The sequence below is a fragment of the Acinetobacter sp. 22301 genome, from assembly GCF_052045285.1.
GTDB lineage: Bacteria > Pseudomonadota > Gammaproteobacteria > Pseudomonadales > Moraxellaceae > Acinetobacter > Acinetobacter pittii.
The window spans coordinates 1-18532 of sequence record NZ_JBQEOR010000020.1 but is presented as its reverse complement, the minus strand read 5'-3'; the positions used below and the strand labels follow the sequence as shown (position 1 = coordinate 18532).

The 18532-nt window shown below is 39.3% G+C and carries 20 protein-coding genes and 1 rRNA gene; 10 read left to right on the top strand and 11 right to left on the bottom strand.

Annotation, left to right across the window (positions count from 1 at the left end):
- Positions 1–10 precede the first annotated feature (10 nt).
- Positions 11–994, bottom strand: a complete 984-nt coding sequence (pdxA, locus tag ACTJJH_RS18120) for a 4-hydroxythreonine-4-phosphate dehydrogenase PdxA (protein ID WP_410560829.1) — start codon at positions 992–994, stop codon at positions 11–13.
- Positions 995–1167: 173 nt separating this feature from the next.
- On the opposite strand from pdxA, the gene rplM reads away from it, so the two are divergent.
- The 9 genes from rplM to ACTJJH_RS18075 all read left to right on the top strand — a co-directional run bounded on the left by rplM (position 1168) and on the right by ACTJJH_RS18075 (position 6667).
- On the top strand, positions 1168–1596 hold the full coding sequence (rplM, locus tag ACTJJH_RS18115; protein ID WP_002117832.1) for a 50S ribosomal protein L13: 429 nt from the start codon (positions 1168–1170) through the stop codon (positions 1594–1596).
- Positions 1597–1608: 12 nt separating this feature from the next.
- Positions 1609–1995, top strand: a complete 387-nt coding sequence (gene rpsI, locus ACTJJH_RS18110) for a 30S ribosomal protein S9 (RefSeq protein WP_002048725.1) — start codon at positions 1609–1611, stop codon at positions 1993–1995.
- 175 nt (positions 1996–2170) lie between these two features.
- Complete coding sequence (locus ACTJJH_RS18105) at positions 2171–2824, top strand: glutathione S-transferase N-terminal domain-containing protein (protein WP_440601553.1); 654 nt, start codon at positions 2171–2173, stop codon at positions 2822–2824.
- 6 nt (positions 2825–2830) lie between these two features.
- On the top strand, positions 2831–3265 hold the full coding sequence (locus ACTJJH_RS18100; RefSeq protein WP_440601552.1) for a ClpXP protease specificity-enhancing factor: 435 nt from the start codon (positions 2831–2833) through the stop codon (positions 3263–3265).
- 17 nt (positions 3266–3282) lie between these two features.
- Positions 3283–3939: a hypothetical protein gene (locus ACTJJH_RS18095; RefSeq protein ID WP_005065252.1), complete on the top strand. Its 657-nt coding sequence runs from the start codon at positions 3283–3285 to the stop codon at positions 3937–3939.
- A gap of 338 nt (positions 3940–4277) precedes the next feature.
- Positions 4278–4637: a hypothetical protein gene (locus ACTJJH_RS18090; RefSeq protein ID WP_003656109.1), complete on the top strand. Its 360-nt coding sequence runs from the start codon at positions 4278–4280 to the stop codon at positions 4635–4637.
- An 83-nt stretch (positions 4638–4720) separates the two neighbouring features.
- Positions 4721–5686: a hypothetical protein gene (locus ACTJJH_RS18085; RefSeq protein ID WP_130174286.1), complete on the top strand. Its 966-nt coding sequence runs from the start codon at positions 4721–4723 to the stop codon at positions 5684–5686.
- An 8-nt stretch (positions 5687–5694) separates the two neighbouring features.
- Entirely contained in the window at positions 5695–6255 is a 561-nt protein-coding gene (locus tag ACTJJH_RS18080; protein ID WP_032006029.1) for a GTP-binding protein, read from the top strand.
- Positions 6248–6667 (top strand): roadblock/LC7 domain-containing protein, encoded by a 420-nt coding sequence (locus tag ACTJJH_RS18075; protein WP_002117819.1) that lies wholly within the window; start codon positions 6248–6250, stop codon positions 6665–6667. Before ACTJJH_RS18080 ends, ACTJJH_RS18075 begins: the two co-directional genes overlap by 8 nt.
- 54 nt (positions 6668–6721) lie before the next feature.
- On the opposite strand, the gene ACTJJH_RS18070 is transcribed toward ACTJJH_RS18075, so the two are convergent.
- Genes ACTJJH_RS18070 through ACTJJH_RS18045 form a run of 6 tightly spaced genes read right to left on the bottom strand, consistent with a single transcriptional unit; the run spans position 6722 to position 15063 of the window.
- Complete coding sequence (locus ACTJJH_RS18070) at positions 6722–8662, bottom strand: acetyl/propionyl/methylcrotonyl-CoA carboxylase subunit alpha (protein ID WP_440601551.1); 1941 nt, start codon at positions 8660–8662, stop codon at positions 6722–6724.
- A gap of 18 nt (positions 8663–8680) precedes the next feature.
- Positions 8681–9517, bottom strand: coding sequence for an enoyl-CoA hydratase/isomerase family protein (locus ACTJJH_RS18065; RefSeq protein ID WP_440601550.1), 837 nt, complete (start codon positions 9515–9517; stop codon positions 8681–8683).
- A gap of 16 nt (positions 9518–9533) precedes the next feature.
- Complete coding sequence (locus ACTJJH_RS18060; protein ID WP_440601549.1) at positions 9534–10691, bottom strand: acyl-CoA dehydrogenase family protein; 1158 nt, start codon at positions 10689–10691, stop codon at positions 9534–9536.
- A gap of 42 nt (positions 10692–10733) precedes the next feature.
- Positions 10734–12347 (bottom strand): acyl-CoA carboxylase subunit beta, encoded by a 1614-nt coding sequence (locus ACTJJH_RS18055; RefSeq protein ID WP_440601548.1) that lies wholly within the window; start codon positions 12345–12347, stop codon positions 10734–10736.
- Between the two features lie 2 nt (positions 12348–12349).
- On the bottom strand, positions 12350–13237 hold the full coding sequence (locus tag ACTJJH_RS18050; protein WP_440601547.1) for an SDR family oxidoreductase: 888 nt from the start codon (positions 13235–13237) through the stop codon (positions 12350–12352).
- A 20-nt stretch (positions 13238–13257) separates the two neighbouring features.
- Complete coding sequence (locus ACTJJH_RS18045) at positions 13258–15063, bottom strand: acyclic terpene utilization AtuA family protein (protein WP_206243381.1); 1806 nt, start codon at positions 15061–15063, stop codon at positions 13258–13260.
- 186 nt (positions 15064–15249) lie between these two features.
- Between ACTJJH_RS18045 and ACTJJH_RS18040 the strand changes: the two genes are divergently transcribed.
- The gene (locus ACTJJH_RS18040) at positions 15250–15849 is read left to right on the top strand and encodes a TetR/AcrR family transcriptional regulator (RefSeq protein WP_440601546.1); all 600 of its coding nucleotides are present in this window, start codon (positions 15250–15252) and stop codon (positions 15847–15849) included.
- Positions 15850–15879: 30 nt separating this feature from the next.
- On the opposite strand, the gene ACTJJH_RS18035 is transcribed toward ACTJJH_RS18040, so the two are convergent.
- The 4 genes from ACTJJH_RS18035 to rrf all read right to left on the bottom strand — a co-directional run.
- Positions 15880–17043, bottom strand: a complete 1164-nt coding sequence (locus tag ACTJJH_RS18035) for an acyl-CoA dehydrogenase family protein (protein WP_440601555.1) — start codon at positions 17041–17043, stop codon at positions 15880–15882.
- 141 nt (positions 17044–17184) lie between these two features.
- On the bottom strand, positions 17185–17748 hold the full coding sequence (locus ACTJJH_RS18030) for a DUF4256 domain-containing protein (RefSeq protein ID WP_033851361.1): 564 nt from the start codon (positions 17746–17748) through the stop codon (positions 17185–17187).
- A 167-nt stretch (positions 17749–17915) separates the two neighbouring features.
- On the bottom strand, positions 17916–18311 hold the full coding sequence (locus ACTJJH_RS18025) for a putative signal transducing protein (RefSeq protein ID WP_276124846.1): 396 nt from the start codon (positions 18309–18311) through the stop codon (positions 17916–17918).
- A 146-nt stretch (positions 18312–18457) separates the two neighbouring features.
- Positions 18458–18532 (bottom strand): 5S ribosomal RNA (gene rrf / locus ACTJJH_RS18020); the annotation flags it as partial.

The following is an 18532-nucleotide window of genomic DNA, read 5'->3' as shown; positions in this document are numbered from 1 at the left end:
CATGAAAAATTTAGCTCGCTGCTAAAGATAAAGCTAAATCAACAGCGACATTTAAACTTGAGCTTTTTGCCAAACCAGTCCCAGCCAAAGACAACGCTGTGCCATGGTCAACCGAAGTTCGAATGAAAGGCAAACCCAATGTAATATTGATGGCTTCACCAAACCCTTGTGATTTTAACACAGGTAAACCTTGATCATGGTACATGGCAAGTACAGCATCTGCATTTTTAAGATGTTCTGGAGTAAACAAAGTATCTGCCGGCAAGCTTAAACTCATTTTAAGCCCTTGCGCTCGATAACTTTCGAGTACCGGATTAATGGTCTCAATCTCTTCACGACCCAAATAACCATCTTCACCTGCATGAGGGTTTAAGCCACACACGAGTACACGTGGGTCTGTAATCTTAAATTTAGTTTTTAAGTCATGCAGTAAAATATCAATAACCTGATGCAATCGCTCTTTGGTAATTGCATCCGCTACATCTCTTAAGGGTAAATGTGTAGTTGCTAAGGCGACACGCAAGGTTTTGGTTGCAAGCATCATTACGACACGCTCTACACCTGCAAACTCTTGATAGTATTCAGTGTGACCACTAAACAAAATTCCAGCATCATTAATAACCGATTTTTGCACGGGTGCCGTGGCTACTCCCACACTTTTACCAGACATTGCATAATCTGCTGAACGACGCAGTTGTTCTAATACGTAGGCTGCATTAGCTGGGTTTAATTGACCATCAATGACAGTTGCTTCTAAAGGCACATGCTCTATATAGAGTTCATTCAGAGATGATGACTCAGGCTGTCCGGTATATTCTATAAATTGAATATCGATCCCAAGTTTTTGGGCACGTTGCTCTAATAAGTCTCGGTCACCCAAGATAACAACAGGGCGTTCATCAACCCGCTTAGCCAAGCTCAAACAGATATCTGGACCAATACCAGCCGGCTCACCGGAAGTGACATATAATGGCAGCACAATCACTCCAGACACATAACAAGAATTTGTTTGATTTTAACATATCTGAAATTCATCAGTTTATGGATTAAATTATATGGCTTAAACTGGATTTTTCTTGTGAGTTTGGACAAACTCGTTTAGAATGCTCGCTCCTTTTGTTTGGACAGATTCCATAGTCCAAACCAACTATAATAGGTAGTGGTTTAATGAAAACTCTCAGCGCTAAGCCAGCTGAAGTTCAACATGACTGGTATGTTGTTGATGCTTCTGGCAAAACTTTAGGTCGCCTTGCGACTGAAATCGCTCGTCGTTTACGCGGTAAGCACAAAACTTCTTATACTCCTCACGTTGACACTGGCGATTACATCGTTGTGATTAATGCTGAACAAGTTCAAGTGACTGGTAAAAAATCACTTGATAAGAAATATTATCGCCATACTGGTTTCCCTGGTGGTATCCGTGAGACTAACTTCGAGAAGTTAATTGCTCACAAACCTGAAGCTGTTCTTGAAAAAGCGGTTAAAGGCATGTTACCAAAAGGTCCTCTTGGTTATGCAATGATCAAAAAAATGAAAGTGTACGCTGGTACTGAGCATCCGCATGCTGCTCAACAGCCACAAGTTTTGGACATCTAAGGGATACAGCACATGGCTACTAATTATGGTACAGGTCGCCGTAAGACCGCAACTGCACGTGTTTTCTTGTCAGCTGGTACAGGTAAACTCGTTATTAACAACCGTACTTTAGAGCAATATTTCGGTCGTGAAACTGCTCGTATGGTTGTTCGTCAACCTTTAGAACTTTTAGAAGTTACTGAAAAGTTTGACCTTTACATCACTGTTAAAGGTGGTGGTATCGGTGGTCAAGCTGGCGCGATCCGTCACGGTATTACTCGTGCGCTTATCGCTGCTGACGAAACTTTAAAACCTGTTCTACGTCAAGCTGGTTTCGTTACTCGTGATGCTCGTGAAGTTGAACGTAAGAAACTTGGTTTACGTAAAGCTCGTAAGCGTCCTCAATTCTCTAAACGTTAATTCGTTTATCGAGTTGGACAAAAAGCCTTGGATTTTTCCAAGGCTTTTTTTATTATGAAAATAGAGCCACCAAATACAAACTTATAAATATAAACAAACTATCTCTTTAGAACCGTGATTTCCTAAAGCATTTTTAGTATCCTAATCGATTCACTCAACCACGTCGTCTTGTGATATGTCGGTCGAAAACACCTCTATTCAGGGGATTACCCTTTACAGTCATGCTGATGATTTCCGTTCTCATTGGATTCGTTTCTTATTAGCAGAAAAACAAATCAAATATCAATTAATCATAACTGACCATGAAGATGAAGATTTAGCCAGCTTAAATCCTTACAACCAATTACCGATGTTGGTCGAACAAAATCTTAAATTATTTTCAGCACCTATCATCGCTGAATATTTAGATGATCGTTATCGTCAAAGTAGGCTTTATGCAGATGCACCTATGATGCGTGCGGAACAGCGTCAGTATATCTGGAGACTTGAAAACGACTGGTTTAAGTTAGCAGATCACATGTTAAAACATGCTGATTCACTAAATGTCGAACAAAAGCAAAAAGCTCAAAAAGAACTACGTGAAACATTAATTTCACTTACTCCCCTATTTCAGCATTTTCCGTATTTCATGTCTGAGAATTTTACAATCTTAGACTGCATGCTTGCCCCTATCTTTTTAAGATTAAATAGCATGGGAATTGATTTACCCAAACAGCACTGTCGACCTATATTTTTGTACTGTAAACGTATCTTTGAACGGCCTTCTTTTGCTAAATCAATGACGCCTCAAGAGAAAAACCGTTACAATGAACTATTAAATATGGAATAGCGTGATATGTCTGAGCAAACTATTGATTTAACCCCTACACGTCCTTATCTTGCTCGTGCAATCTATGAATGGATTTGTGATAACCAGCTTACTCCTTATCTATTAGTTGATGCGACACAACCGCATACCGACGTTCCGCAACAATTTGTTAAAGATGGGCAAATTGTTCTAAATATTGTGCCCCATGCAGTTCATCAATTGCTTATTACCAATGAAGCTATTACTTTTTCTGCTCGTTTTGGCGGAGCGTCAAAAGATATTTATGTTCCTATTCAAGCTGTTTTAGGGATTTACGCACGTGAGAATGGACAAGGTTTATTCTTTGATCCTGAAGAATATGCCAATATAACACCTGTAGAAAATACAGTAGAGTCAGAAGTACAAGAAGCAACTGAAACAACATCGACTAAGAAAAAACCATCGTTAAGAATTTTAGATTAAATTTAGAGGAAGAAAGCATGGCATTTGATTTAGTCCAATACTTTGCTGAGCAGATAAAAATTCAAAAGCCTCAGCTTTTAAATCAATATCCAGTTAATGAAAAAAATAAACTGATTGATGAGGTGAATATTCTTACGCTTGGAAAACTGATTAGTTTATGGCGTCAGAATGACAATAAGATTTATCAAGAAATCAAAACCTCAGATCCACTTTATATTCAAGAAGTTGCTCGTCATTTAACGACTTCTAAACATAATCAGTCGACTTTAAAAAATTCAGAACTAGAACAGAGTATTTCTGAAATTTTAACTTTGCAGTTAGCAGAACTTAATCAGCTCGATGAAACAGGTGGTTTTGGGCATAATGGCTTAAAAGAATTAATTTTAGGTCAGATTGAACACTTATCAGGTCAAGCTGAAGATTGGGTTTGGTCAACAAACCACCTAAATGAATTAATTGGTTCTAAACCTGTGGAACAAGAAGAGCTATCATTGGATACAACAATGAAGGAGTTCAACCAAATGGTTCACCAAGCCCAACCTCATCATGATGACGTGCATATTGAAGAACAAGCTGCCGAAATTTCTGTACCTACATGGTCAAAGATTGTTGCCCCTGTAGTTGCTTTAGCAATTTTGGGCTATCTCTACTGTATTTATACACAGCTCGTTTAATTTGATTTTTATATAAAAAGGGGAATTCATTATTCCCCTTTTTATGATTAAAATTAGAATATTTTATTTTTCAATATTTTATTAACATTCTATTACAATTGTTTTATTCAGATTTTAAAATATATAATGTAAAACTCAGCACAATATTAAAAGTATAATGTAAAAATAATCTTATAATATTTTTTATAATCTGACATTTTCTGTCACTTATTTCCCAAAACAACAATTTCTCTATTTCTTTGATTTATTGACTTCAAATTGAGCAGAAATATAATGAATTTCAACTACTTTTAGGAAAAAGTAGTAAATATAATTTTAGAATCCTGAGAGATAAAAACATGGCTAAACTTTCTTTAGATAGCTTAACTGAAATTGATGGTTTTATTGCATCTGCACTTGTTGATTCAGAAAGTGGTTTATCACTTGCAACTCAAGGTGGTGGGGAAATTGATTTAGAATTGGCAGCTGCCGGCAATACAGAAGTAATCCGTGCCAAACGAAACATCGCCAATGCTTTGAAATTAAATGACAATATTGAAGATATCTTAATTACATTAGGTAAGGCTTACCATTTAATTCGACCTCTAGAAAGCAATAATAATTTATTCCTTTACTTAGTCCTTGACCGGAGTAAGTCAAATTTAGCAATGGCTCGCCACGAGTTAAAGTCATTTGAAAAAGAGTTAGACTTTAGCTAATTAATCTGAAATGTGCTTTTTATACCTATTATAAAGAGCACATTAAAACCCCTCTCTTATTCAATAAAATTTAATGTGATACTATGGATAGGCATTGCATAAATATTGCAACCTCTGGTTTAAGCTTAAAAGTTTCGGATGAATTAAAAACTTTAATCAGAAATTTAATATCTAATCAGTATGATATTAATTGGGTTAATATTTCTAATATTCATATTGATCTATTATTAATTAACGAAAACTTTTTTGATTCAGATAATATTCAAAATATTCTTCAAAAGAAAAAATGTCCTTATTTAAAAATTAGTAAAACTCCCTCAAAAAATGGATATCAAGTTGATGAACACACCCTGCATCTGCCGCTAGAAAAAGTAGAGTCTTTACTTAACTGGATAGAAATAAACTTATTATCGTATTTGAACAAAAAAAATACTGCTGTAGTTTCAGATTTATCAAATGAGCTACTTTTGATTGATGATAAGTTTATAAGGAATTTACACAGTCCAGAAAATGCCAGACTACATATTTTTGATGATAAAGGTACTCTAGCCATTATTGATAATAGAACTCAAATTGCTTGGTTAGAGCCATCACGCCAACATACGCAAACCAATCAAAGCTTTGATTTTACTTTTGCTAATACTTCAGACTTCACTAAGGTTTCGCGTAAAAAAGATTATTATTTACAGGACTGGTTATGGAATCTGATTTGGAATTCAAACAATTTTGAAAATCTAGCCTCGAAGGATAGCTATTTTAAAATTGATCATTGGCCACAGCCCTATCAAAAAGAATATAGAAAAGTGAGCCTACAACTCTCTGCATGCTTTATACAGGGAGCAAAAATTACTGATGTGGCTAACCAGCTTAACTTATCAATTGATGATGTCTTACGCTTCGTTACAGCTTGCTTAATGGCAAATAATGGAAAATTTGTTTCTGCAAGCAAATGCACTTACACGCCAAATTTGTACTTAGAGAATTCAAATACAGAGAATCATTTTTTTAAAAATTTTATAGGGAAAATTAGACGGCGATTTGGTCTTTAAGGGAAGTTATGATTATACAGCAATATAAAATTGTCTTTGCAGGTAGCATGGGGGCAGGAAAAACAGAAGCGATTAAATCGCTATCTGAAATTCCAATTCTAGAAACAGAAGCATTCAATACAGATGTTCAAAGCCATCAGAAAACCCAGACCACTGTAGGCATTGATTATGGTGAAATTACTTTAGATGATGGAATCAAAATCGGACTCTATGGAACCCCAGGACAAAGCCGTTTTGATTTTATATGGTCGGTCATTTGTGAAGGTGCAATCGGTGTTATTTTATTATTAGATCATAATAGCTCTAATCCAATTGCCGAGTTAGAAAGCTATTTAGAAACCTTTAAAAATTATAATGATAATATTGCAATTGGTATTACTCATGTTGACGAAAATAAAGAGTCATCACTTCAACAATATCGTCATTGGATAAAAGCAAATGCACTGCCATACCCTCTTTTTTTTATTGATGCACGTGAGCAAGAACAAATTTTAATGATGGTTGAATCATTAATTGCATCACTTGAAGTCAAGGTAGGCTTAACATCTCAAGGGAATGATCATGCTTAGTATCCCAACTCAAAAACGAACCGCTCCAACACAGTTACTACAACTTGCAAAAGCCGAAGCTCATAATATTTTGATGAATACGCGTGGTGTAGATTTTGTCATGATTTGCTCTTCTGATGGTTTTGAATTAGCAACAGTGAGCCACAAGAACCACCATAACACTACTAAGTTAGCAGCCGTAAGTAGCTCAATTTTGGCAATGGTCACTGCATTTTTAAAAGAGATTCAACTCACGGGCTGTAACAACATTACTTTAGATGCAGATAATGGCAAGGCCATTTTAACTGCTATTCCTGCTGTTCATCACCCAATGGTCATGGTTACGCTAAGTAATAAAGAAGTCCTTTTAGGTCAACTACTATATAGCCTAAAAAAAGCAAGTCAGACAATTGCAGAGGCCGATGGAGAATAAATCAGGACTCCTGATTTAAAGTAAAATACCGCTCATATAGAGCGGTATTTTTTACTAGATTTGAATAGTAAATAACATCTGCCGTTTTTTTACTTGCTGCCCTTGCTGACCTAAAACATCATCAACCACTCCATCCACATCCGATTTAATCTGCTGTTGGATTTTCATGGCTTCAAGCACTAATAAAGTTTGGCCTTTTATGACTTGATCACCTTTATTGACCAATATATTTACTACCGCACCATCCATTGGCGCACGAATTTTGCCATCACCAGCCACATCAGCTATCTCTGGGGCAGCATAAGTTACGTTGCGAATTGCAACATTGCCATTATCTCGATCTAAATAAAGTTGATCACCATCCAGTACATATTGCACACGGCGACATACACCATCAATTAAATAAATTAATTGCTCTGGCGTTCTCTCAAGCACTTCAATACAAACTGATTGATCACAGAGCTCTACCGTAAACGTGTTATTTACAGATGAAAGCTGTAATTGAATTTGCTGTTCATCATATTTAAGTTTTAATGGTAATGGTACACCTAATCCAGTTTGCCACACCGCAGTACCTGTACTTTGACTAAATAATGCAGCAGCAATGGCTAAGGTTTCTAAAGATAGAACCTGCTTATGTAGACTGCTGTCATTTTGAAAATGCTGTTGAATGAATGCGGTATTGGTATCCCCTGCAACCACGATTGGATGACGCAGTAAATTGACCAAAAACTGCTTATTACTATTTACACCTAGCAACACACAGTCATCAACTGCACGCGCCAATAAGCGAATCGCATCCTCACGGGTTTTACCGTATGCAATCACCTTCGCCACCATCGGGTCATAAAATGGGCTAACCTCATCAGTTGCCAACATGCCATGATCAATCCGTACATTTGGCAAAGTTGCTGGCTGCCAACGCAGAACTTGTCCTGTTTGGGGTAAGAAATCTTGCCGTGGATCTTCTGCATACAAACGTACTTCGATGGCATGACCGTTTAAGGTCAATTCCTGTTGCTTTAAAGGTAACTGCTCACCATTCGCCACACGCAACTGCCATTCAACCAAGTCCAATCCTGTAATAAGCTCAGTCACAGGATGTTCTACCTGTAAGCGGGTATTCATTTCCAAAAAGTAAAATGCACCCGATGCATCAAGTAAAAATTCAACCGTTCCCGCACCGACGTAAGCACATGCTTTTGCCGCTGCTACGGCTGCCTCACCCATTTTCTGACGAAGTTCAGGCGTCATCACTGGACAAGGTGCTTCTTCAACGACCTTTTGATGACGGCGCTGGATTGAACAATCACGCTCGAACAAATAAACATAATTGCCGTGTGTATCGCCAAAAACCTGAATTTCGACATGGCGCGGAGCAATGACAGCTTTTTCTAAAATAAGCTCGCCTGAACCAAAGGCATTTTCAGCTTCTGAACGCGCAGTTTGTAAAGCTTCCACCAACTCAGAGAGGTGCTGTACCAAACGCATGCCACGACCGCCGCCACCCGCAGAGGCTTTTACCATAATTGGAAAGCCAACTTGCTCAGCTTGAGCTGTTAAATATTCAAGGTCTTGACGATCGCCTTCGTAACCCGGCACACAAGGTACACCTGCTTCAATCATGGCAATTTTTGAAAGGCGTTTACTGCCCATTAACTCAATTGCAGAAGCGGTAGGCCCAATAAACGTAATCTGGTTATCGATACACGCCTGAGCAAAATCAGTATTTTCAGACAAAAAACCATAACCCGGATGAACTGCATCAGCACCTGTCTTTTTGCAAGCATCTATTATTTTTGCAATTGAAAGATATGACTCAGATACTTTTGAAGCACCAATATAGACAGCTTCATCGGCCTCTTGCACATGGCGAGCATGACTGTCAGCATCTGAATAAACTGCGACAGTTTGATAGCCCATTGCCTTAGCAGTTTGCATGACTCGAACTGCAATTTCTCCACGATTGGCAACCAGTACTTTTGAAAATTTCATTATTTTTATCCCTATCGCTTATGATTCATCGGCCCAATTCGGCAACCGTTTCTGGATAAAAGCCATCGTACCTTCTTGTCCTTCGGCACCACCAACCGCTTGAGCAAACTGCTGTGCAGCATCATTAAGCAATTCATTTAAAGGTTCATTGAGCGTTCGATGTAACAGTGCTTTAGTCACACGCGAAGCTTGAGGAGCTGCTCGTTTAATTTGCTGAATTGTTTCTTGTAAAGCTTGCTCAAGTTCAATTTCATTATGTGCAATTTGATGAACCACACCGACATTCAGTGCCGTATGCCCTTCAAAGCGCATACCTAATAAAGCTAATCGACGAGCTTGAGTTAGACCAATACGTTTCACTACAAAAGGAGCAATTTGCGCAGGAATCACACCAAGTCCAGTTTCAGGTAAACCAAACTGAGCATTGTCACGGCTAATGGCAACATCGGAAACACATGCCAGACCAAAACCACCACCTAACACCGCGCCTTCTAAAATCACCACAACCGTTTGCGGTGCGGCTTCAACTTGCTCAAGCAAGGCACCAAAACGGCGGTTAAAGTCCACATAAGGTTGTAGACTGCCAACATTAGCTGCCTCAACACGTAAAGCTGCCATGTCTTTAATGTCACCACCTGCACAAAAAGTACCGCCTTCACCACGGATGATCACCGCACGAATCGAAAGGTCATCGCGAATGGCAGCAAAAACTTGCTGAATTGCATTGACCATATTCAGGTTCATGGCATTGCGACTCTCTGGTCGATTTAACCAAAGGTATAAAATACCGCCGTCCTGTTCCAATTGAATACTGTCATCTATATCTAAAACTTGTAGAGATGCTGAAAGTGTCATGGTGTATTCCTTATTTTTATTTCTGCTTTTTAGGCAGAATATCCATCAACTTACAGATAATTCCCAACATAATCTCATCTGCCCCGCCCCCAATAGACCCTAGGCGGCCATCACGATACAGCTGCGACGCAGGGTTATCCCACATGAAGCCATTACCACCCCAGTATTGCAGACAACTATCAGCAACTTCACGAGTTAAACGTCCAGCTTTGAGTTTTGCCATAGAGGCCAACATCGTGACATCTTCCCCTGCAATATGCTGTTCGCATGCTTGATAAGTTAATGCTTTAAGTGCTTCCACTTCCGTCATGAGTTCAGCAAAACGGAAATGAATATATTGGTTATTAATGAGTGGTTGACCAAAAGTAGTACGCTCTTTGGTGTAATTAATCGTTTGCTGAATACAATGCTGCAAGCCACCAATCGCATTAGCACAAGCCCATAAACGCTCTTCCTGAAATTGCATCATTTGCATCATGAAGCCCATACCTTCGACACCCACCAAGTTACGCTGAGGCACACGTACATTGTCTAAATAAACTTGTGCTGTGGTCGTTGAACGCATCCCTAATTTATTTAATGGTTCTGAAAAACTAATCCCTTTAGTTTTTGCCGGCACAATAATCATCGACTTATTAACATGAGGTTTATCATCAGATGTGTTGGCTAAAAGACAAAAGAAGTCGGCCTGCAATGAGTTGGTAATCCACATCTTGCTGCCGTTAATGACATAGTCATCGCCATCTTTTTTAGCAGTCGTTTTAATGGCAGCAACATCCGAACCAGCATGTACTTCCGATACTGCAATGGATGCAACATATTCCCCAGCAATCGCTGGTGTTAAAAACTCATCGCGTAATTCTTTGCTACCAAAACGCGCTAAAGCAGGTGTTGCCATATCGGTTTGTACACCAATGGCTAAAGGTACACCACCGCAAGCTGCATAACCAATTTCTTCTGCAACCACGAGGTTATACGAATAATCTAACGCTAAACCGCCATTTTCCTCTGGCTTACAAATTCCTAATAAACCAAGATCACCCATCTTCTTAAATACGTCATGGATTGGAAACCGCCCTTTAGCTTCCCATTCTGGAATATATGGATTCAGCTCATTTTGAACAAATTGACGAGCTGTACGGCGCAATGCTTCATGTTCAGCAGTAAATTTCATTGTGTTATTCCTATTAATTTTTTTAATTGCGGTAAAGGTTGATTAAAAACGGGAAACGCCAAAACGAGTTGAATTTAGCTCTCGTTGCTGTGCTTCATAAATGGTTTCTAAAAGGAAAATTAATAATTTTCGGGTATCTCGCGGGTCAATAATGCCGTCATCATGTAGCATGGCCGTATTGAAAAGTGCGGTAGATTGCTGCTCTAATTTCATCGCAGTACTTTGCTCAAGAAAATCGAGCATTTGCGGATTCGGTTCCTGTCCGGAAGCTTTTTGTTTCCCTTCAGCAACAATACGCAGTACCTTTCCGGCCTGTGCAGCCCCCATTACAGCAACATGCGAGTTCGGCCAAGCAAAAATAAAATCTGGTGATAGACTTCGACCACACATCGCGTAATTGCCGGCACCATACGACCCTGCCACAACAATTGAAATTTTAGGTACAGAACAATTGGCAACCGCTTGAATCAGCTTTGAGCCATGTTTAATAATGCCATTTTGCTCGGCATCGGTTCCCACCATAAAACCAGTGGTGTTATGCAAGAATAATAATGGACGCTTGGTCTGCTCACACAGGTGAATAAACTGGGCTGCCTTCGCCGCCCCTTGGGGTGTAATCGGACCATTATTGGTAATAATACCGATGTGTAATCCGCCAATCTTCGCCCAGCCACACACCGTTAAATCATCATATTCCTGTTTAAATTCTAGAAAATCTGAATCGTCAATAATGCGGGCAACCACTTCTTTCATATCAAATGGTTGTTTAGGGTCACTTGGAATCACACCCAACAGTTCCTCGGTATCGTAACGAGGCTCTTTATAAGTCACATCAACTGGTTTGATTTGCTCTTTCCAGTTCAGGTGTTCAAAAATTTCACGTGCAAGCCGAATACCGTCAGCATCATTTTCAGCCAAATATTCTGCGGTTCCAGCAACCTGCGCATGCATTTCTGCCCCGCCCAACTCTTCAGCTGTTGCCACTTCGCCAGTGGCAGCCAAGAGTAAAGGGGGACCTGCAAGAAGCATCTCGGTTTGTTTGCGTACTACAATGACATAATCCGAAAGACCGGGCTGATAAGCACCACCTGCCGTTGCATTACCATGTACCACTGCAAGTTGTGGAATACCTGCCGCAGACAAACGTGCCTGATTGGCAAAAGTCATACCACCATAGGTAAATACTTCAGCTGCATAATTTAAGTTAGCACCACCACTTTCGGTCAGCGTAATCAGCGGGAGTTTTTGTTCCAAAGCAATTTTTTGCAAACGTAAAGTTTTCTGTACGCCCATAGGAGACATGGTCCCGCCTTTAATCGCGCTATTACTTGCAGAGACCAGACAACGCACACCACTGACAAAACCAATGCCGGCAATTACGCCACCACCAGCTTCCGAACCATCTTTATCATCATGCATGTTGTAACCAACCAAACCGCATAATTCGATAAAAGGAGAATCAGCATCGAGCAATAATCGTACACGTTCATGCGGTAAAATCTTGCCTTTCTTATCAAACTTCGCTTTGGCAGCATAAGATTTATCAATGCTTTTTTGTTGAATTGCACGGACTTCGTTCAGCTGAGCAAGCAGTGCATCTTTATTCTTTTGATACTGCTCACTACCAACAGTAATTTCGGATTGGAGAATACTCACTGTTATTCCTCCTCAGCCTCAGTCTTTTTCTGAAAAATTTCAGGAATAAACGCGCGATGGAAACCATTATAAGATTCACTATTTGTCGCATTAGCTAATGGATACATACGCGTCCCTTGCGATGCAGCACCATCAATACGCAAAGTTACACCGGACACAAAAGCTGCGGCATCCGAGAGTAAATAACAAATTGCCGATGAAACTTCTGATTCTGTCCCCATACGCTTTAATGGTACATTGCCAGCAAGACTTGGAATAATCACTTTGGCAAAATCACCGCTATAATTATCCATCCCTGATGACACAATCCACCCCGGTGCAACAGCATTTACTCGAACGCCCGATTTACCCCATTCAACCGATGCTGTTTTAGTAAGGTTATCCACCCCTGAACGTGCTGCACCCGAGTGCCCCATTCCCGGCATACCACCCCACATATCGGCAGTCATATTGACAATACTGCCGCCATGTTTTGCCATCCATTGGTTATAAGCTTCACGCATTAAATAGAAAGTTGCATGCAAGTTATTACGCACGACGGCATCAAAACCATTCGCCGAGATATTCTCTAAAGCTGAGGGGAACTGGCCACCCGCATTATTTACCAGACCATCGAGTTTGCCGAATTTCTCAATCACTTCGGCAATCATATTTTTCACTTGTTCTTCTTCACGGTTATCACAAACAATGAAATGAACTAAGCCCCCATCTTCTATAATTTCTTGGCTTACTTTCTCTAATTTTTCAATTTTTCGTCCTGTAATCACTACTTGAGCGCCGAGGGCTGCAAGCTCATGTGCCGTACAACGTCCTATTCCAGAGCCACCACCTGTCACAATAATGACTTTATTGGCGAAAGCATCTGGTCTAAATATTGATTGATAACTCATCTTTGTCCCATCCATTTATTTTATTTTTCTAAAAGATGTGCCGGAACTTTAACAGGCATATCCAATAATTGTTGCGCAAAGGCCTTCCCTTGCGGATCTATGCGTAGGCTTGCAACACCACCACCACCCAAAGCATTTTCCAACATAAAATTTAGTGCATTCAAACCCGGCAACTCATAACGGATTACTCGCCCTTTCTCAGCATCTAAGACATGTTGCATATAGCTTGCAACAGTCTCTTCAGTCAGTGCTGCACGAATCCATGGCAAATATTCTGCTTTACGTGCAATCACACCGATATTGCTATGATTGCCTTTATCACCACTGCGGGCATGCGCAATTTCAATCAAAGGAACTTCAATTTCATCTCCTTGATAAATTGCATTCTCACCTGCCTTTAAAGTAGGCAATTGCTCTGTAGAAACTCCTTGTGGAATCTCAACTGGGTAGCGTTTTCCTTCAAAATCGATTTCGACACTTACTTGATTTTTATCTATTAAAAATGAAAATAGTTTAATCACTGGCGATGCTTTTGGACGCCCTCCCACAATCCCTGCCAAGGCTGGAGCCATACCTGTTGAAGCTTGTGCAATTTCAGATGCAAAGAATATACATGCTTCTTTAAACATGTGTTTTACAGCTATTTTGACCACAACTTCACGACTATTTAATGTTTGGGCATGTTTGCCGTAGGTACTTTCAATACCTAAAATTTCAACAGACTTTTCACTAAATGACGGCACTGAGCGCATTGCTAAAACACGTTCGCACTTAGCCAAAATCGCATCGGCAATGACTTGTGCTTTTTGTGGTGCCTCACGTCCTGCAATTAAAAAACTCACTAAAACCCGATATCCATCTGGATAGGTCGCACTGACTTTATACTGCGCAGTCGGTGCTTGTCCTTTTGCCCCTGTCACACGAACTCGGTGCTCCCCAACTTGTTCTAAATGCACCTGATTAAAATCAGCAATTACATCGGGTAGTAAATATGCTTGAGGATTGCCTATTTCATAAACAATTTGCTCTGCAACTGTAGCAGTAGAAACCAGACCTCCTGTACCTTGAGGCTTAGTTGCAACAAATGAGCCATCTTCACTCACTTCAACCACTGGAAAGCCCATGTTGTCGAAGCCTTGCACCAATTGCCAATCGGTAAAATTACCACCCGTACATTGGGCGCCACATTCAATCACATGACCTGCCAACGAACCTTGCGCCAATTTGTCATAGTCATCTAAAGACCATTGATATTCATGAAGTAAAGGAGCAAGTACCACAGCAGAGTCAACAACACGACCAGTAATCACAATATCGGCGCCTAAGTCTAAGGCATCACGAATAGCCACCGCCCCTAAATAAGCATTACTACTCGCCACCTGTTCTGGCAAAGCTTCCCCACTAAACATTTCCTGAATATTCTGTGATTTTAGCTGCTCATGTTTTGGCAAAAGATCATCACCTAACACTACGGCAACTTTCAGGTCTAGACCATATTCTTTAATTATTTTTTGCAAGGCATCTCGACACGCCAGTGGATTAACACCACCAGCATTACTAATCACCTTAATCTTTTTCTCTGCAATTTTTTTAAGTAGAGGCGCCATGACACGACTGACAAAATCTAAAGCATAGCCATGTTTCGGCTCTACCATTTTCGCTTTGGCCATAATCGACATGGTGATTTCTGACAAGTAATCAAAAACCAAATAATTAATATCGGTTAGATGTACCAATTGAAAAGCAGCAGTATTGGTATCTCCCCAAAAACCTGAGGCACACCCTATTTTTACGACACGCTCATCATCCTGTTGATTACTTGCCATCTTGTTTCTCATTATTTTGTTTAAAAATTACACTCAACATTACCAAGCAAGCGCTTGGTTTGTAAAGAGCAAAATGTTATTGTGAAATTGACTAAAACTGCCAAACTCGACAACTAGCCTAAAACATGGTGAGATTTAGCAAAATTTTTTCCGTAAATATTTTTATATAAAGGATCCAGCTTTCGTATGATTGCGACTTCAATTGAACAGATTCCACATATTTCTTGCTTTGACGATAGCCCGCGTGGTCGTTTATTACAGGGAGCTGCCTATCTATTTCACAAACAAGGTTATGATAAAACCACTGTCCGCGAACTTGCTCAATTTATTGGAATTCAATCAGGTAGCTTATTTCATCACTTCAAGAGTAAAGATGACATCCTCGCTCACGTAATGGAGCAAACTATCATTTACAATCTTGCTCGTTTAGAAGAGGCAGCAGCTCAATCTACCGATCCAGAACACCAATTACGAGTTCTTATTAAAGCAGAACTCATTTCAATTACTGGAGATACTGGTGCAGCCATGGCTGTTTTAGTTTATGAGTGGTTTGCGCTGTCAAAAGAAAAACAAGATTATCTTTTAGAAATGCGTAATGAATATGAACAAATCTGGTTAGATGTCATTGAAAAGTTACGCATTCAAGGCAAGATAAAACATGATGCCTTTATTTGGCGAAGATTAGTTGGTGGTGCAATTTCGTGGACCGTAACTTGGTATAAAGCTGAGGGTAAAGTCAAAATTGATGAGTTAACAGAAATGGTGTGGGAAATGGCTTTGAAATAAAAAGGTGGCTCAATGACCACCCTGCAAAAATTAATAACCGAGCTGCTTACTAATCAAATCTTTCATAATTTCTTCAGCACCACCGCCAATCATATTGACCTTTACTTCACGGTAAATACGTTCAGACTTAGTACCTCGCATAAAACCCATACCTCCCAACGTTTGTACAGCCGCATCAGCACAAAATTGCATAGTGCGAGTCGCAATATTTTTCAGCATCGAGATTTGAGCGACTAACTCAGGCCCTTGTAGTTTTGGCTGAGTCATTTTCCATGCAGTTTCTTCAAGTAATGCCCGTGTTGAGGTTAATTGCGTTGCCATATCTACCAATTTATGACGAACGACTTGATGGTCTATTAATCTCTTACCAAAAGTTTTACGTTGTTGTGCCCATTCTAAAGCTTCTTCATAACAGACTAACGCGTACCCATAAGCCACTACTCCCAAGAAAAATCGCTCCATATTAAAGTTATTCATAATAACTTTAAAACCAGCATTTTCTTTACCAAGAAGATTTGATGCAGGTACTCGCACTTGATCAAAATGCAAATGCGCGGTATCTGAAGCCCACCATCCCATTTTCTTTAAAGGTGTTTTAGTAATTCCCTCACTGTGCGCATCAACGAGCAACATTGAAATGCCTTCAGCACCTGTTTTGGTTGGATCTGTACGCACTGCAACAGTATAGTAATCTGCACGAATTCCCGATGTGATAAATGTTTTCTCACCCGAGACAACATAATAGTCACCATCACGAACAGCTTTAGTCTGTAATGCAGCAACATCTGAACCACCACCCGGTTCTGTAATCGCCAATGCTGAAATCTTTTCTCCAGAAATAATCCCTGGTAAAACTCTTGACTTTAGTTCTTCACTTCCAAAATGCTGAATCGGTGGCGCTCCAATGGTATGTACCATGAGTGAAATATGTACTCCACCCGAACCAGCTTTTGCCATTTCTACACCAGCCAGTAATGAATAAAATGGATCTGCATCGGGAATACCGCCATATTCCTCAGAAAATCCTAAACCTAATAGACCAATTTCAGCAGCCTTTTTATATAGCTCTCTTGGGAATGTCTCAGCCTCATCCCATTCATTAACGAAAGGAGCCATTTCTTTTTGTACAAATCGACGAACATTATCAGCAAAAGCAATATGTTGTTCATTATAGTAAATTGGGTTTGGTTGCATTTCGACAGATGTCCTGATGTTTTTATTTAATTCCAGAACATATCTTGTCATGTTTGCTATCAATCAAAAGTTGCAAGAATCTCCATTTTCTTGGCATAAAACATCAAAGCCTCTTCTTTTTATTCAAATACAATGCAATGCCTATACTCTTAAGCAACAACGGAAACCACGGGCAGCATAATAAGACTGCGCTCCATTATGGTAAATAAAGACACGACCATATCGACGATCAGCAAAAAGTGCTCCATCTAGTTTACGAATTTCATTTGGGGTTTTGAGCCAACTTGATGTCTTAAGATCAAACTCTTCAATTTCTTGTAATTGGTAATATTGCTCTTCTGTTAAAAGTTCAACTCCCATTTCCTTAGCTACATCTATTGCGCTATTTTTAGGAGGATGATCTTTTCTAGATTCTAGAGCCTCTCGATCATAGCAAAGGCTTCTACGACCTTTAGGTGTCTCAAGAGAGCAATCTACAAATAAATATTCGTCTTTCTGCTGATCATAAGCAATAACATCAGGCTCCCCTCCTGTATTTTCCATTTCCAGCAATGACCAAAGTTTATCAGGAACCTTAATTAGTTTATTTTGCACATCCGACCACTCTATTTCTGTATGACGATGTGTATTCTTTTCAAATCTATTCTTTAATAATTCAAGGAGTAACTCTATTTGCTTTTGAGTTAGCTGTTTTTTATCTACCATTAAATAAGTCCTTATATTTATTAAATTGAACGGCCATCAAAATAATTTATTTTATTTAATATCGATGGCTTCTCCGCCTAGTACATTAATTACAGAGATAGAACTAAATCCAATACCTCTACATTAGGTTTCATAATTAAGATAATCAATAATCTTTTACTATATATTTAATTCCAAAAGTGTCCACAACGCTTACATCTATTACCATTTCTAAAAGAAAATAAAGGTAGGCCGAAAAACATAAACGCTAAAAAGGCAGATTTTTTTCCTTTAGTATTAACTTCTATATCCAAACTTCCACACTCAGGGCAACATTCTTTACTCTCCCCAAACTTTTGTTCAAGCTCATCACTAAAGTCTTTTTCAAGAAATGACTTCGCTTCATCAACATAGTTTTCTGGAACTAATAAACGAACCCCACCTAAAGCATTAGAATAAAACCAATCCATATTAATTGTATGCTCATTTTCAATATAAACAGGAATTCCAAATGCTTCTAGTTGAGTCTTTGCAATTTGTGCCTCATAAGGAAATGAGAAAGTTTTAATTACGATCCATTGCATATTAAATTTCTAATTAGGTAAATAATTTTAGAGTAGCTTTATTTCTTTATAATTTGAATCAATTTCAGTATCTAAAGAATTGAGGATACAAATTCCCCAATAAAAAAACACCCCCATTCATTGGAATGGGGGTGTTTAGAATAATGAGCTGGCGATGACTTACTCTCACATGGGTAACCCCACACTACCATCAGCGCTAAGAGGTTTCACTTCTGAGTTCG

Excerpts from the sequence above, each read along its gene's own strand:
- ACTJJH_RS18030 (WP_033851361.1), bottom strand. The coding sequence starts at position 17,748 with ATGGTAGATAAAAAACAGCTAACTCAAAAGCAAATAGAGTTACTCCTT.
- rplM (WP_002117832.1), top strand. The coding sequence starts at position 1,168 with ATGAAAACTCTCAGCGCTAAGCCAGCTGAAGTTCAACATGACTGGTAT.
- ACTJJH_RS18065 (WP_440601550.1), bottom strand. The coding sequence starts at position 9,517 with ATGACACTTTCAGCATCTCTACAAGTTTTAGATATAGATGACAGTATT.
- ACTJJH_RS18080 (WP_032006029.1), top strand. The coding sequence starts at position 5,695 with ATGATTATACAGCAATATAAAATTGTCTTTGCAGGTAGCATGGGGGCA.
- ACTJJH_RS18050 (WP_440601547.1), bottom strand. The coding sequence starts at position 13,237 with ATGAGTTATCAATCAATATTTAGACCAGATGCTTTCGCCAATAAAGTC.
- ACTJJH_RS18060 (WP_440601549.1), bottom strand. The coding sequence starts at position 10,691 with ATGAAATTTACTGCTGAACATGAAGCATTGCGCCGTACAGCTCGTCAA.
- ACTJJH_RS18025 (WP_276124846.1), bottom strand. The coding sequence starts at position 18,311 with ATGCAATGGATCGTAATTAAAACTTTCTCATTTCCTTATGAGGCACAA.
- ACTJJH_RS18095 (WP_005065252.1), top strand. The coding sequence starts at position 3,283 with ATGGCATTTGATTTAGTCCAATACTTTGCTGAGCAGATAAAAATTCAA.
- ACTJJH_RS18070 (WP_440601551.1), bottom strand. The coding sequence starts at position 8,662 with ATGAAATTTTCAAAAGTACTGGTTGCCAATCGTGGAGAAATTGCAGTT.
- ACTJJH_RS18045 (WP_206243381.1), bottom strand. The coding sequence starts at position 15,063 with ATGGCAAGTAATCAACAGGATGATGAGCGTGTCGTAAAAATAGGGTGT.
- ACTJJH_RS18085 (WP_130174286.1), top strand. The coding sequence starts at position 4,721 with ATGGATAGGCATTGCATAAATATTGCAACCTCTGGTTTAAGCTTAAAA.
- ACTJJH_RS18105 (WP_440601553.1), top strand. The coding sequence starts at position 2,171 with ATGTCGGTCGAAAACACCTCTATTCAGGGGATTACCCTTTACAGTCAT.
- ACTJJH_RS18035 (WP_440601555.1), bottom strand. The coding sequence starts at position 17,043 with ATGCAACCAAACCCAATTTACTATAATGAACAACATATTGCTTTTGCT.
- ACTJJH_RS18090 (WP_003656109.1), top strand. The coding sequence starts at position 4,278 with ATGGCTAAACTTTCTTTAGATAGCTTAACTGAAATTGATGGTTTTATT.
- ACTJJH_RS18100 (WP_440601552.1), top strand. The coding sequence starts at position 2,831 with ATGTCTGAGCAAACTATTGATTTAACCCCTACACGTCCTTATCTTGCT.
- ACTJJH_RS18075 (WP_002117819.1), top strand. The coding sequence starts at position 6,248 with ATGCTTAGTATCCCAACTCAAAAACGAACCGCTCCAACACAGTTACTA.
- rpsI (WP_002048725.1), top strand. The coding sequence starts at position 1,609 with ATGGCTACTAATTATGGTACAGGTCGCCGTAAGACCGCAACTGCACGT.
- ACTJJH_RS18040 (WP_440601546.1), top strand. The coding sequence starts at position 15,250 with ATGATTGCGACTTCAATTGAACAGATTCCACATATTTCTTGCTTTGAC.